Source organism: Mesorhizobium sp. LSJC280B00, from assembly GCF_000502835.1.
GTDB lineage: Bacteria > Pseudomonadota > Alphaproteobacteria > Rhizobiales > Rhizobiaceae > Mesorhizobium.
On record NZ_AYVL01000014.1, the window covers coordinates 110,048 to 123,790 of the forward strand.

Genomic DNA, 13,743 nt, shown 5'->3' on the forward strand with positions numbered 1-13,743 from the left:
GTTGGGGACTGATGCAGATAAGTCATCACCGACTTGTCTCGTTCTGATATCGAGAGACGGGGATCAGGACCGGGGACATCATGGCAGAGGCAGCACGAAAATTCGGCGTGGCGGAAACACCGCTCTATCGCGAGGCGCCGAACAACATCGAGGCCGAGCAGGCGCTGCTCGGCGCCATACTGGTCAACAACGATGCCTTCTACCGCGTCTCCGACTTCCTGAAGCCCGGCCATTTCTACGAGCCGCTGCATAGAAAGATCTTCGAGGTCGCGGCCGAGCTCATCCGCATGGGCAAGATCGCGACGCCGATCACGCTGAAGACCTTCCTGCCGGCCGACGAGAAGGTCGGCGACATGACGGTGGCGCAATATGTCGTGCGGTTGGCGGTCGAGGCCGTCACCGTCGTCAACGCCACCGACTATGGCCGCGCCATCTACGATCTGGCGACGCGGCGCGCGCTAATCACTGTCGGCGAGGACATGGTCAACATCGCCTATGACGCGCCGGTCGACATGTCGCCCTCCGACCAGATCGAGGATGCCGAGCGGCGCCTGTTCGAATTGGCCGAAACCGGCCGCTACGATGGCGGCTTCGAGAGCTTCACCGATGCCGTCAAGACCGCCGTCGACATGGCCAATGCGGCTTATATGCGCGACGGGCATTTGTCGGGCGTTGCTACCGGCTTGCGCGATCTCGACCGCCGCATGGGCGGCCTGCAGTCGTCCGACCTGATCATCATTGCCGGCCGCCCCGGCATGGGCAAGACCTCGCTCGCCACCAATATCGCCTTCAACATCGCCGAGGCCTATGTCCCGGCGCAGCAGGCGGACGGCTCGTTCAAGGCGGCCAATGGCGGCGTCGTCGGCTTCTTTTCGCTCGAAATGTCATCCGAACAGCTGGCCACCCGCATTATTTCCGAACAGACGGAAATCCCGTCGTCGAAAATCCGGCGCGGCGAGATCAGCGAGATGGATTTCGAAAAGCTGGTCGCCTGCTCGCAGACAATGCAGAAAATCCCGCTGTTCATCGACCAGACCGGCGGCATTTCCATCGCTCAGCTGTCGGCCCGCGCGCGTCGCCTGAAGCGCCAGCGCGGCCTCGACGTCATCGTTATCGACTATATCCAGCTGATGCAGGGATCGAGCGCGAAATCCTCGCAAAACCGCGTCCAGGAAATCACCGAGATCACCACCGGCCTCAAGGCACTAGCCAAGGAGCTGGCGGTGCCGATCATCGCGCTGTCGCAGCTGTCGCGCCAGGTCGAGAGCCGTGACGACAAGCGCCCGCAGCTTTCGGATCTGCGCGAATCGGGCTCCATCGAGCAGGACGCCGACGTGGTGCTGTTCGTCTACCGCGAGGAATATTATCTGAAGAACCGTGAGCCGAAGCCGGGCACCGACGAATACATCAAGTGGGAACACGAGATGAACGAGATGCGCGGCAAGGCCGAGGTAATCGTCGCCAAGCAGCGCCACGGCCCAACGGGATCGGTCAGCCTCGCCTTCCAGGGCGAATTCACCCGCTTCTCGGACCTCGCCGAGGAGCATCATTTGCCGGATCGGTTCGAGTAGGCATTGTCGCGGAGCAGCCGATTGGACTTTAGCGATATCTACCAAAGGATAAAATTCGAAGAGTATGACATCTCCGAGGATGAACGCGCGCAACTCACTGAATATTTGAGATCTGCCGGGTCAATTTCTCGCACGGAATCGCACGCCGGTTTGCTGGTGTTCTGCTACTCGAGCGAACCGACGCCCGAGAACGTTGAATTGGTGAGGAAATTCCTTGCCAAGCATGTCGAAGACTATACGCGAAGCGCGGCAGTGACCGGCCTCTATCGGATTTGGAAGCTGGGAACGACTCGCGACATCGATGATCTTCTGGGCCTTTTGGCACTTTGGTCAGGGGACTCTCGGCAGAGTACGTCTGTCGCTGCGATCGGGTGTGCATTCCTTCTCATGCATCGGCTTCAGGACCGCCGCCTCTCGTTAGCGCTCAGGCGATTGTTCGAAACGCTGCATGAAGAAGTCAGGCGAGACAATGATTTGGCGGTAAATTTGTTCATCTATGCATGTTGGTCGGCATACGACAATTGGGCTCAGAGCAACGGCCAGCGCCGCACTCATTTCGATACAGTCGAAAATGCTTTGCCGATTTACTGGGATCGTTCCAAATACCTCTTGGAACCAATAAACTGATGGCCAAGTCCCGTATCCAGTTCATCTGTCAGAATTGCGGATCGGTGCATCAGCGCTGGGCCGGCAAATGCGATGCCTGCGGCGAGTGGAACACGCTGGTCGAGGAAGGCACGTCAGGCGGCATAGGTTCCGGCCCGGCCAATACGCGCAATGCACGCAAGGGCCGCGCGGTGGTGCTGACCAGCCTCTCCGGCGACATCGAGGACGCGCCGCGCATCGTCTCCGGCATCGGCGAACTCGACCGCGCCACCGGCGGCGGCTTCGTGCGCGGCTCGGCGCTGCTGGTCGGCGGCGATCCCGGCATCGGCAAGTCGACGCTGCTCACCCAGGCCGCGGCCGCGCTGGCGGCAAAGGGCCACCGCATCGTCTATGTCTCGGGCGAAGAGGCGGTCGCGCAGATCAGGCTGCGCGCCCAGCGGCTCGGCNCTCGGCGTCGCCGACACCCCGGTCGAGCTCGCCGCCGAAACCAATGTCGAGGACATCCTCGCCACCATCGCCGATGGCAAGCGGCCGGATCTGGTCATTCTCGATTCGATCCAGACGCTGTGGACCGATATGGCCGATTCGGCGCCCGGCACGGTAACCCAGGTGCGTGCCGCCGCCCAGGCGATGATCCGCTACGCAAAATCCACAGGGGCAGCGATCGTTCTGGTCGGCCACGTCACCAAGGAGGGCCAGATCGCCGGCCCACGGGTTGTCGAGCACATGGTCGACGCGGTGCTCTATTTCGAGGGCGAAGGCGGCCACCACTACCGCATCCTGCGCACGGTCAAGAATCGCTTCGGGCCAACCGATGAGATCGGTGTCTTCGAAATGTCGGACAAGGGCTTGCGGGAAGTCGCCAACCCGTCCGAGCTTTTCCTCGGTGAGCGCCATGCGAAGTCGCCGGGTGCTGCGGTTTTCGCCGGCATGGAAGGCACACGGCCGGTGCTGGTCGAGATCCAGGCGCTGGTGGCGCCATCGACGCTGGGCACACCGCGCCGCGCCGTCGTCGGCTGGGACGGTGCCCGGCTGTCGATGATCCTGGCGGTTCTGGAAGCCCATTGCGGCGTCCGTTTCGGCACGCACGACGTCTATCTCAACGTTGCCGGCGGCTACCGCATTTCGGAGCCGGCGGCCGACCTGGCAGTGGCGGCGGCACTGGTTTCCTCGCTCACCGGTCTTGCCCTTCCCGCCGATTGCGTCTATTTCGGCGAAATCAGCCTTTCGGGTGCGGTGAGGCCGGTTGCGCATGCGCAGCAGCGCCTCAAGGAAGCCGAAAAGCTGGGTTTCGGACGCGCGGTTCTGCCCTTGGGCAGCGAGGAACTTGTTGGTGGTAATGGGGTCGGGGGGATCGGAGCCGGCGCTTTCCAGCCCACCGAGCTTGCCGATCTCGTGGCGCGCATAGCCGGCTCTCGGCGCAGCCGCGCCGACGAGCAAGAGTGATGCGGCTCGTCGAGTCGTGAAAAAGAGATCGGAGTGGGGCGAAAAACATGCCGATTACGCTGCTTGACGGAATTCTCGTCGGCTTCACCCTGGTCTCGGCGATGCTCGCAATGGTTCGCGGCTTTTCGCGCGAGATCCTGTCGATCATCTCCTGGGCAGCCGCCGCGGCCGCCGCCTTCTTCTTCTACAAGCCGGTGCTGCCTTACATTCAGCCCTATGTCGACAACGAAAAGGCCGCCATGGCGGCGGCCGCCGGTATCGTCTTCATTGTCGCGCTGATCGTCGTTTCGGTCATCACCATGAAGCTCGCCGACTGGATCATCGATTCCAGGATCGGCGCGCTCGATCGTACACTTGGCTTCCTCTATGGCGCGGCGCGCGGCATCCTGGTCGTCGCTGTCGCGCTGCTTTTCTTCAATTGGCTGGCCGGCGCCAAGGCTCCAGGCTGGATTGCCAACGCCAAGTCAAAGCCGTTGCTCGAATCGATCGGAGCCAAGCTCGAAAGCCTGCTGCCCGAGGATCCGGAAAACGCCATCCTCAACAAGCTCAATCCGAATCAGCCGGCCACCGAGACGCCTCTGGCCCCCGACGCGCCTGCAGCGGAAGCCCCTGCCGCCGGCGACGACGCCACTGCTCCGGCACCCGACGACAGCGATGCGCCGCCGGCCGACAATGCGCCCGCGACGCCGGCACCTGCAAACCCGGCGCCGGCAAACTGATTTCGACAGACTTGCCAGGCTCAAGACTGTCGATCATGTGAACGCCGCACGACGTGCGTTGCTTTCGATGCGCTATGACCTTATATGGCGACTTTAGCGGAGCTTGAGCCCCAATGGCAGCCTCAGTGGCAGACGCAGACGACGTGCTTTCCGCCGAAGCCGACGACCATTTCCACGACGAATGCGGCGTGTTCGGCATTTTCGGCCGGCAGGACGCCGCAGCCATCGTAACGCTCGGTCTGCATGCGTTGCAGCATCGAGGCCAGGAAGCGGCCGGCATCGTTTCCTATGACGGCACCCAATTCCATGTCGAGCGCCATGTCGGCCTGATCGGCGACACCTTTACTAAGCAGCGTGTCATCGACAGCCTGCAAGGCAACCGTGCCATCGGCCACACACGCTATGCCACCACCGGCGGCGCCGGTCTGCGCAATATCCAGCCGTTCTTTGCCGAACTTGCCGATGGCGGCTTTGCCGTCGCCCATAACGGCAATCTCACCAACGCCATGACCGTTCAGCGCGCCCTGCAGAAGCAAGGCGCCATCTTCTCTTCCACCTCCGACACCGAAACGCTCCTGCACCTGGTTGCCACCAGCAAGGAGCGCGACCTGAATTCGCGCTTCATCGATGCGGTGCGCCAAGTCGAAGGCGCCTTCTCGCTGGTGGCGATGACGTCCAAGAAGATGATCGGGTGCCGCGACCCGCTCGGCATCCGCCCGCTGGTGCTCGGCGATCTCGACGGCGCCTGGATTCTCGCCTCCGAGACCTGCGCGCTCGATATTATCGGTGCGCGTTTCGTGCGCGACCTGAAGCCCGGCGAAATGGTCGTCGTCACCAGCAAGGGCATCGAAAGCCTGTTCCCGTTCGAGCCGCAGAAGACCCGCTTCTGCATCTTCGAATATGTCTATTTCGCGCGGCCGGATTCGTCGGTCGAAGGCCGCAACGTCTATGAAGTGCGCAAGCGCATCGGCGCCGAGCTGGCGCAGGAAAGTCCGGTCGAGGCCGACATCGTCGTGCCGGTGCCGGATTCGGGCACGCCGGCGGCGATCGGCTTTTCGCAGGCCGCGGGCATTCCGTTCGAGCTCGGCATCATCCGCAATCACTATGTTGGCCGCACCTTCATCCAGCCCGGCGATTCGATCCGCCACATGGGTGTCAAGCTCAAGCACAACGCCAACCGCCGCATGATCGAAGGCAAGCGCGTGGTGCTGGTGGACGATTCGATCGTGCGCGGCACCACCAGCCAGAAGATCGTCCAGATGGTGCGCGATGCCGGCGCCAAGGAAGTGCATATGCGCATCGCTTCGCCGCCGACGCGCGCCTCCTGCTTTTACGGCGTCGACACACCGGAAAAGTCGAAGCTGCTGGCGTCGCGCATGTCGGTGGAGGAGATGGCCGAGTTCATCCGCGTCGATTCGCTCGGCTTCCTGTCGATCGACGGGCTCTACCGCGCCGTCGGCGAGGCCGGCCGCGACAACGAGCAGCCGCAATTCTGCGACGCCTGCTTCACCGGCCAGTATCCGACCCGGCTTGCCGACTTCGAAGGCTCCGACAATGTGCGCACGCTGTCGCTGTTAGCGGCCGGCGGGTCTTAGAATTCCGATCCGGACGGGGGTAAGACATGAGCGCTCGACGAGGCTTATGGCAAGCCCTCAAGGATTCACTCTCATTTGCAAAATCCTTGCTCAAAGATCAGATTAGATCTGAGGTCGATATCGATACGCCTCTCGGTAATGGATTTCTTTTTTGCCAAGCTAGAGAGGCGAGGGAGACTCAGGACAAGTATGTCGTCGTCAAAGCCATTGGTGGTGATGCAACGGTTTTTGCCCCTCTTGACGAGAATTCCGCCAAACAATTGATTGCCTTCATTCAGCTGTCGTTCTTAGACCAGCAACCCAAGAATAGCTCATGACCCCTCCCCTCGATCTCTCCGGCCGCGTTGCGGTCGTCACCGGCGCCTCGCGCGGTATCGGCTATTTCGTCGCCAGGGAGCTTGCCGCGGCCGGTGCGCATGTGATTGCGGTTGCTCGCACCGTCGGCGGGTTGGAAGAACTCGACGACCAGATCAAGGCAGGTGGCGGACAGGCGACGCTGGTACCGCTCGATCTTGCCGACATGGCGGGGATCGACCGGCTGGGCGGCGCCATCCACGAGCGCTGGGGCAAGCTCGACATACTGGTCGCCAACGCCGCTGTGCTCGGCGTCATCGCCCCGATCGGCCATGTCGAGGCCAAGACCTTCGAGAAGGTGATGACCATCAACGTCACCGCAACATGGCGGCTGATCCGCTCGGTCGACCCGCTGCTCAGGCTTTCCGATGCCGGCCGTGCTATCGTGCTGAGCTCCAGCCTTGCCCACTCCGCACGCGCCTTCTGGGCGCCTTATGCGGCGTCGAAGGCGGCGGTCGAGGCCATGACGCGTTCATGGGCGCATGAGACCGAAAACCTGCCGCTCAGGGTCAATGCCGCCGATCCCGGGGCAACGCGCACCGCGATGCGGGCGCAGGCCGTACCCGGCGAGGATCCTGAAACACTGCCGCACCCTTCGGAGATCGCCAAGCGTATCGTGCCGCTGGCCAGCCCTACGCTCAAGGAGACCGGGCTGATCTTCCAGGCCAAGCACAATCGCTTTGTCGCCTACCGGCAGCCGGAGTAGCCACATATCGCATTTTGCCGGAAGAATTGCGCCGGCACCAACGTTGTTCGGGTGCCACAATTCGAGAAACGGAGGACCATATGCGGAGGCTGCTTCTCTTGACTGCCGCCGCGCTGCTTGCAGTAATCGGCGCCGCGTCGTCGCAGACAGACGGCACTCGACGAAAAGGGCCAAATGGTCAACGGCCGCGGCGACACGCCCAACCGGCACGACGTGTTGACCGGCTCCAAGCCGGATGGCACGAAAATAGCCGACCAGACCTGCGGCGACTGGACGCTGAGCGGAGCAGAAGGTGTGGCGATGATGGGTCATCACGATCGTACCGGCCTCGATGATTCGGCAGCCGCCAAATCGTGGAATTCCTCGCATGCGTCACGCGGTGGCTGCAGCCAGGAAGCGCTGAAGGGCACCGGCGGCGACGGCCTGTTCTATTGTTTTGCGGTGAACTGAACCAAAACGACCCGCCATCACGTGGCTGTGATGCCGTGGCTTAACGCCGCGCTTTGGCCCAGCTTTCGCCGCTGGGCCGGAGTTGCTAGGATCGTGCGACTCCCAAAACAAGCAGAGCGAGGAAATACTCATGGCGACACCGAGCGTAGCGTTAGTCTGGTATCTGGTGATCGCCGGCCCGCAAGGCGGCATGGTCGTGCTGCCCAGCACATTCGACACCCGCGAACAGTGCGCCTTCGCCATAACCGAATACCAGAAGCAACCGACGCCGGCCGGCTGGTCGGTGCAGTGCGTGCCGAGCGCCTCGCCCTTCGCCGACGAGGGCGACGCCGAGGAGCCGTCGGCGCAGTAGGACAGCGTGATCTCGCCCCTTGAGGGGGAGATGGCCGACAGGCCAGAGGGGGTTGGTCCCACCGGGCTCGGCCTGCTGCAGCGGTTGGCGTTCACGCGAGACAACCCCCTCTGTCGCCTTCGGCGACATCTCCCCCTCAAGGGGGGAAATCGTCAGCGTCGCGCGCTTACCGTCAGCTCCGGCTTCTGGCTGATGGTCTGGAACACGACGCAGTAGCGCTCGGTCAGCTTGAGCAGCGCATCGATGCGCTCCTGCGGCTCGTCGGTGTCGAGGCCAAATGTCAGCCGGATGGCGCGGAAGCCAACCGGCGCATCCTTTGCCACGCCAAGCGTGCCGCGAAAGTCTAGGTCGCCTTCGGCTTCCACCGTGGCGGCCCCAAGCTTGAATTCCAGCGCCGTCGCTACCGCCTTCAGCGTGACGCCGGCGCAAGCCACCAGTGCCTCCAGCAGCATGTCGCCGGAGCAGAGTTCGAGCCCGGTGCCGCCGGTCGCCGGATGCAGCCCGGCAATGGCGATCGCCCTGCCTGTCTCGACCTTGCAGGCGATCGATTGGTCGTCGATCGAGCCTTTGGCGCGGAGAGTAATCAGCGCGCGCGAGGCGTCGTCGCGATAGGCCACCTTCAGCGGCGTCTGCATGGCCTTCAATGCGATCGCGTCCATTTCGTTTTCTCTCCCACAGTTGCCTGGCTTCGCTGCCTAACGGCGATGCCGCCTGCCCAAACGCAAGTCGCCACGGGCGTAGCGCTTGGCAGGGTTTCGCCCGTATAGCCTGACGATACGGGGAGCATCCAACGCCTTCACACCGTCTCTCGCAACACATTCGTAAGGCCGCCGGACATATGGCCGATATCGCCATCGTGGAAACCCGCGAACGGGTTCTTGCCGGAATCCTGTTCACCGGGGCTGCCTACCTGCTGTTTTCGATGCAGGACGCCTCAAGCTGACACTATGGTGTCAGGAAGGGGCAGCGTAGGCTGGTGAGATGACGGGATCGCTGGACATGCCATGCACAGTGGAAAGCGCCCGCGAGCGTACCCTCGGCATCATCCTGGTCTCGGCATCGGCGGCCGTCTTCGGCCTCACCGGCGTGCTGACCAAATCGATCCATGCCGACCCGCTGACCATTACCTGCTGGCGCGGCTTCGTCGGCTCGATCCTGATCAGCCTCTATGTCCTATGGCGCCGCCAGCGCTCCGGCGGTCGCGACAGCTTGCGGCTCGGCTGGCGAGGCTGGCTGCTGGCGATCGAGGGCGCGCTCGGGAGCATCGCCTTTATCTCGGCGTTCAAGTTCACCTTTGTCGCCAATGTCGCGATCATCTATGCCACGGTCCCGTTCGTCACCGCGCTGCTGGCCCTCCTGTTGGTCCGCGAGCCGTTCCGGCTGCAGACGCTTGCCGCCGCTGCTGTGTCACTATGCGGTGTGGCAATCATGGTCTGGTCCGGCTTCGGCACCGGCCATTTGTTCGGCGACGGGCTGGCGCTGCTGATGACGATCGGCAGCGCGCTCTACATGATCATGGTGCGCGCCTTCCGCGACACGCCGGTGGTGTGGGCGGGTGCGGTGTCGGCATTCCTTCTGTTCGTGCTCGGCTGGTTCGTCGCCGATCCGCTGGCTGTCTCGGCCAGGGACGCTGTGCTTCTAGCCACCTTCGGCGCCTCATTCGCGCTGGCTTCGATCCTGTGGACGGAGGGCACCCGGCTTATTCCGGCGGCCGAGTCCGGATTGCTGGGTTCAGCTGAAGTGCCATTCGCGATCCTGTTTGCCTTCCTGTTCCTGGCGGAGATCCCGCCGGCAGCCAGCATGGTCGGTGGCGCCATCGTGCTTTGCGCGGTGTTCGCTCACGCCGGCCGCGACTGGCTGATGGCCAGGCAGCGCGCAGCGGATGCATGACCAATCCTCGCCGCGTCCGAGCGCGAGTTGGTGGTCCGATCACGAGAAATCCGGTCCTGAAAATTAATTTGAAAAGTCATGGAACCATCATAGGGCTCAGGCATTATGGCTGCGACGGGCCACCCCAAGTCCCCCCAAACCCCTCGGCCCGTCCTACTTAGAAGCCGACCGCAAGGTCGGCTTTTTCTTTGCTGGCTCAATTGGCCAAGGCCAGGTTGCCGCTGAACAACGCTGCCAGATCCTGGGCCGGCCGGTCGGCATCCTCACGCAAGCGGACGGCGAATTCGGCGACCGGCACCGGCGGCAGATCAAGATCGCGCGGCGCCTCGACGATGCCGGAATGCGCGAAGCGCGCCGTCCTCAACGTCAAGGCGATGCCGGCGTGCACCGCCGTGCGCAGGCCGGCGAGGCTGGCACTGCCGGCAGCAATGCGGTAGCGACGGCTGGCCGCATCGAGTGCACTGGTCGCCGCTTCGCGAAACCCGCAATGGGGATCGAGCAGCGCCAAGGGCAGTTCGTCGTGGCGGGTGGCCAACCCGTTCTGTGAGCAAAGCCAGATCATTGGTTCCTTGAGCACACCGACTTCGTCCCGTGTCGGCACCTGCCGCATGGCAATGGCCAGATCAAGGGTGCCGGCCTGCAAAGCCTGCGCCAGTTCGGCGGAACGGCCGACGCGCAGTTCGATCCTGACGCGCGGATGGCTGACAGCAAAAGCCCTGAGAAGCTGCGGCAAGCCGCTGTCGGCGAAATCCTGCGTGGTGCCGATGGCGACGCGCCCGTCGGCGTGCGCGCCTTTGAGGGCCAGCCACGCCTCGCGGTGCGCGGCAAGGATGCGACGCGCGTGAACGATCAGATCCTCGCCTGCCGACGTCAGGCCGCGCCCTCGCCCCTGCGGCACCAGCAGCGGTTCGCCGACAACATCCTCCAGCCGCTGCATCTGCGCGGTCACTGCGGACGGCGAGCGACCGACGATCGACGCGGCCCGCGCCAGGGAACCGCCGTCGACGAAAGCGAGGAAAGTCTTGAGGAGGTCGGGATCGAACATCTGCATAATTCGACACTATCAAAGTGTTTATCAAAAACAATTCGATTTTTTTGATCAAAGGACGATGGCATGATTTTCTCGACGGCGAAGAGGCGCCGCTTGAAACCGAGGAGAAGAAATATGCCGATCATCAATGTCAGCGTTACCGGCAAGCCCGATGCCGCTTTGTCCGCCGCCATTGCCAAGGAAGTGACCGAACTGACGGCCACGCATCTGCGCAAGGACGCGACGATCACAGCTGTTGCCATTTCCTATCACGACCCCGAGCACTGGTTCGCCGGCGGCAAGTCGCTGGCCGAGCATGGCACCAACACGGCCTGGCTCGACATCAAGGTTGTCGACGGCACCAACACCAAGCTCGAACTGGAGGCGTATCTGCAGGCAATTTTCGCGGCATTCGGCCGGCTGCTGGGTAAGGTGCATGAGGAAAGCTACGCCCTCGTGCATGAAGTGCCTGCAGCCGCCTATGGCTTTGGCGGCAAGACGCAGGAATTCCGGTTCATCAGCGGAAGGATGAAAGCGGCGTAGCTGCGATAGGCAGCCGAGCCGAATCAAACATAGAAGAGAAGGAAAAATGGAGCCGCATTGACGTTGATCCAACTTCGGCTAGGTTCTCACCCGAAGCGGCCACTGAAGAGCCGTGACGTGAGATCGTTGGGAGATGCGGCGATGATCCTGACACTGGCGCTGCTTGCGGGTCTTGTCGCGGCCTGGCTGCTGATCGGCGTGGTGGAGAAGTTCCGCCTCGGCCTGCGTTTGAGCCAGGCGCTGCTCTACGTGCCGTTCAAGCTCGCCTACCGGATCAGCGACGAGCGCATCAAGATTGCGCGCAGGTCGGTGGCCCCGGTCATCTATGTCATCTGGCATCAGTCACGCATCGAGCCGGCGCTGATGCTGTCGCTGCTGCCGGAGGACACGCTGCACATCCTCGACCAGGCTTCGGCCAGATCGCCGTGGCTGGAGCCGTGGCGCGAGCTCGGCCGCACAATCGCCTTCAACGCCGAGCATGTCTTCGTCAGCCGCAGATTGGTGCGGGTGCTGAAGGGCAAGGGCCGGCTCGCCGTTTACCTGCCGGATGCGGTCGAGCCAGACGTCAAGTCGTTTCGGTTGTTTCGCGCCATCACCCGTATCGCCATGCAGGCCGACGCCCGTATCGTGCCGGTCTTCGTTGCCGGCGCACGCAGCCTGCCGGCCTCGCTGACGCCGGCGGACAAGGCGCCGCGCCATTGGTTTCCGCAGCTGTCGATCAGCGCGCTGGAGCCGATGACCATCGCCGAGCTGGTGGCGCGGAACCCAGATCAGGCCTCCAATACCAATGCGCTGTTTGATCGCTTCGCCGAGGCCAGGCTTTTCGGCAGTGATCTCGACCGAGGGCTGTTCCTCGCCATGCGCGATGCGGCCGACCGTGTTGGCGCTTCGCACCCAATAATCGAGGACGTCATTGGCGGTGCCCTGAGCTACCGGAAAGTGTTCATCGGCGCCAGGGTTTTGGGCCGACGGTTCGAGGCAATAACAGCGCCGGGCGAAGCGGTTGGGCTGCTCCTGCCCAACGCCAATGGCGTCGTGCTGTCGTTCGTCGGACTTTTGTCGGCTGCGCGGGTGGCAGCAATGATCAACTATACCGCCGGCCCGGCCAGCGTCACCGCCGCCGTCCGCACGGCGATGATCCGAACCGTGGTCTCCTCACGCGCCTTTGTCGAAAAGGCCAACCTCGCCGACATCGTCGAGGCGGTGGAAAAGGGCGGGGCGAAACTGCTGTGGCTGGAGGATGTCCGCGCAAGCGTGACCGTGCTGGACAAGGCCGCAGCCGGCTTGCTGTGGCGCTGGCCGTTGCAGCGCCAGGATGCAGCCAAGCCGGCGGTGATCCTGTTCACCTCCGGCTCGGAAGGCACGCCCAAGGCCGTGGTGCTGTCGCACCGGAACCTTCTTGCCAATGCGATGCAGGCGGAAGCTCGCATCACCATCTCGCCGGCCGATATCCTGCTCAACGTGCTGCCGGTGTTCCACTCGTTCGGGCTGACCGGCGGCACCATCCTGCCGCTGGTCACCGGAGTAAAGCTGTTCCTCTACCCGTCACCGCTCCACTACAAACTTATTCCGGAGGTGGCGCGCAAGGTCCGGCCGACGGTGATGTTCGGCACCGACACGTTCCTCGCCAACTATGCCCGCACCGCCAAGGACGGCGATTTTTCCAGCCTGCGCTTCGTCGTGGCCGGTGCCGAGGCGGTGAAGCCGGAGACGCGCCGGGTTTACCGCGAGCGCTTCCAGGCCGAGATCATCGAAGGTTTTGGCTTGACCGAGGCCGCACCAGTGGTTGCCGTCAACACCGCCATCCACGGCCGCGACGGAACGGTCGGGCGGCTGCTGCCGGACATGCGCATGAAACTCGAACCGGTCGAAGGCATCAGCGACGCCGGCCGGCTGTGGCTCGACGGGCCGAACCTGATGATGGGCTACATGACCGGCGACCGGCCTGGCGAGCTGCAGCCGCTCGAAGGCTGGCACGACACCGGCGATATCGTTTCGGTCGATCGCGAAGGCTTCATCACCATTCGCGGCCGCGCCAAGCGCTTCGCCAAGATAGCCGGCGAGATGGTATCGCTTGGTGCGGTCGAGATGCTGGTGCAGTCGCTGTGGCCGGAAGAGCATCACGCCGTGGTAGCGGTGCCGGACAAGCGGCGCGGCGAGCGCCTCGTTCTGGTCACCACCGCCGACAATGCCGATCCCCACGAATTGCGCGAATTCGGCAAAAAAGCCGGCGCGGCCGAACTGATGGTGCCGAACGACATCGTCAAGGTCGAGGAGATCCCTGTACTGGGCTCCGGCAAGACCGACTATGTCTCGACTAGAAAGCTGGCACTCGAGAGGCTGGGACTGAGCGCAGCCGCCTGAGGTTTGCTGTCGAGAACTCTAAAGCGCGTCGCGTTCGACCGGCCTTGTGCGACGCGCTTTAGATTCTTGCTTTTATGCATGCCGTTATCGCAAAACCGCTGCACACTTTTGCGCGAA

Annotated in this window: 12 protein-coding genes and 2 pseudogenes; 12 read left to right on the forward strand and 2 right to left on the reverse strand. The window is 63.2% G+C overall.

The genetic code is table 11. The features are described from left to right. Positions 1–80: 80 nt before the first annotated feature. From X773_RS58865 to X773_RS58900, 9 genes and pseudogenes are all read left to right on the forward strand, one after another. Positions 81–1,571: a replicative DNA helicase gene (locus X773_RS58865; protein WP_023677714.1), complete on the forward strand. Its 1,491-nt coding sequence runs from the start codon at positions 81–83 to the stop codon at positions 1,569–1,571. Between the two features lie 21 nt (positions 1,572–1,592). Continuing rightward, on the forward strand, positions 1,593–2,198 hold the full coding sequence (locus X773_RS58870) for a hypothetical protein (protein WP_023677715.1): 606 nt from the start codon (positions 1,593–1,595) through the stop codon (positions 2,196–2,198). Beyond that, positions 2,198–3,623: pseudogene (radA, locus tag X773_RS58875) on the forward strand (DNA repair protein RadA). Before X773_RS58870 ends, radA begins: the two are co-directional and overlap by 1 nt. 47 nt (positions 3,624–3,670) lie before the next feature. Next, positions 3,671–4,342 (forward strand): CvpA family protein, encoded by a 672-nt coding sequence (locus X773_RS58880; protein WP_023677716.1) that lies wholly within the window; start codon positions 3,671–3,673, stop codon positions 4,340–4,342. Between the two features lie 125 nt (positions 4,343–4,467). Further along, positions 4,468–5,937 (forward strand): amidophosphoribosyltransferase, encoded by a 1,470-nt coding sequence (gene purF, locus X773_RS58885; protein ID WP_023677717.1) that lies wholly within the window; start codon positions 4,468–4,470, stop codon positions 5,935–5,937. Positions 5,938–5,963: 26 nt separating this feature from the next. Then, complete coding sequence (locus X773_RS58890; protein WP_023677718.1) at positions 5,964–6,254, forward strand: hypothetical protein; 291 nt, start codon at positions 5,964–5,966, stop codon at positions 6,252–6,254. Beyond that, a complete protein-coding gene (locus X773_RS58895) occupies positions 6,251–6,997 on the forward strand; it encodes an SDR family NAD(P)-dependent oxidoreductase (protein ID WP_023677719.1) in 747 nt (248 codons plus the stop codon). Before X773_RS58890 ends, X773_RS58895 begins: the two co-directional genes overlap by 4 nt. A 144-nt stretch (positions 6,998–7,141) precedes the next feature. After that, positions 7,142–7,447: pseudogene (locus tag X773_RS0138175) on the forward strand (hypothetical protein); the annotation flags it as partial. A 130-nt stretch (positions 7,448–7,577) separates the two neighbouring features. Continuing rightward, on the forward strand, positions 7,578–7,799 hold the full coding sequence (locus tag X773_RS58900) for a hypothetical protein (RefSeq protein WP_023677720.1): 222 nt from the start codon (positions 7,578–7,580) through the stop codon (positions 7,797–7,799). 152 nt (positions 7,800–7,951) lie between these two features. On the opposite strand, the gene X773_RS58905 is transcribed toward X773_RS58900, so the two are convergent. Further along, a complete protein-coding gene (locus X773_RS58905; protein WP_023677721.1) occupies positions 7,952–8,458 on the reverse strand; it encodes an OsmC family protein in 507 nt (168 codons plus the stop codon). Between the two features lie 340 nt (positions 8,459–8,798). Here X773_RS58905 and X773_RS58910 point away from each other — a divergent pair, with 340 nt between their 5' ends. Next, positions 8,799–9,689: a DMT family transporter gene (locus X773_RS58910; RefSeq protein ID WP_023677723.1), complete on the forward strand. Its 891-nt coding sequence runs from the start codon at positions 8,799–8,801 to the stop codon at positions 9,687–9,689. 196 nt (positions 9,690–9,885) lie between these two features. On the opposite strand, the gene X773_RS58915 is transcribed toward X773_RS58910, so the two are convergent. Next, entirely contained in the window at positions 9,886–10,740 is an 855-nt protein-coding gene (locus tag X773_RS58915; RefSeq protein ID WP_023677724.1) for a LysR substrate-binding domain-containing protein, read from the reverse strand. Between the two features lie 114 nt (positions 10,741–10,854). Between X773_RS58915 and X773_RS58920 the strand changes: the two genes are divergently transcribed. Further along, positions 10,855–11,262 carry a 4-oxalocrotonate tautomerase family protein gene (locus X773_RS58920; RefSeq protein WP_023677725.1) on the forward strand — a complete coding sequence of 136 codons (408 nt, stop codon included), beginning with the start codon at positions 10,855–10,857 and terminating at the stop codon, positions 11,260–11,262. Between the two features lie 141 nt (positions 11,263–11,403). Further along, entirely contained in the window at positions 11,404–13,626 is a 2,223-nt protein-coding gene (locus tag X773_RS58925) for an AMP-binding protein (RefSeq protein ID WP_023677726.1), read from the forward strand. Positions 13,627–13,743: the final 117 nt, after the last annotated feature.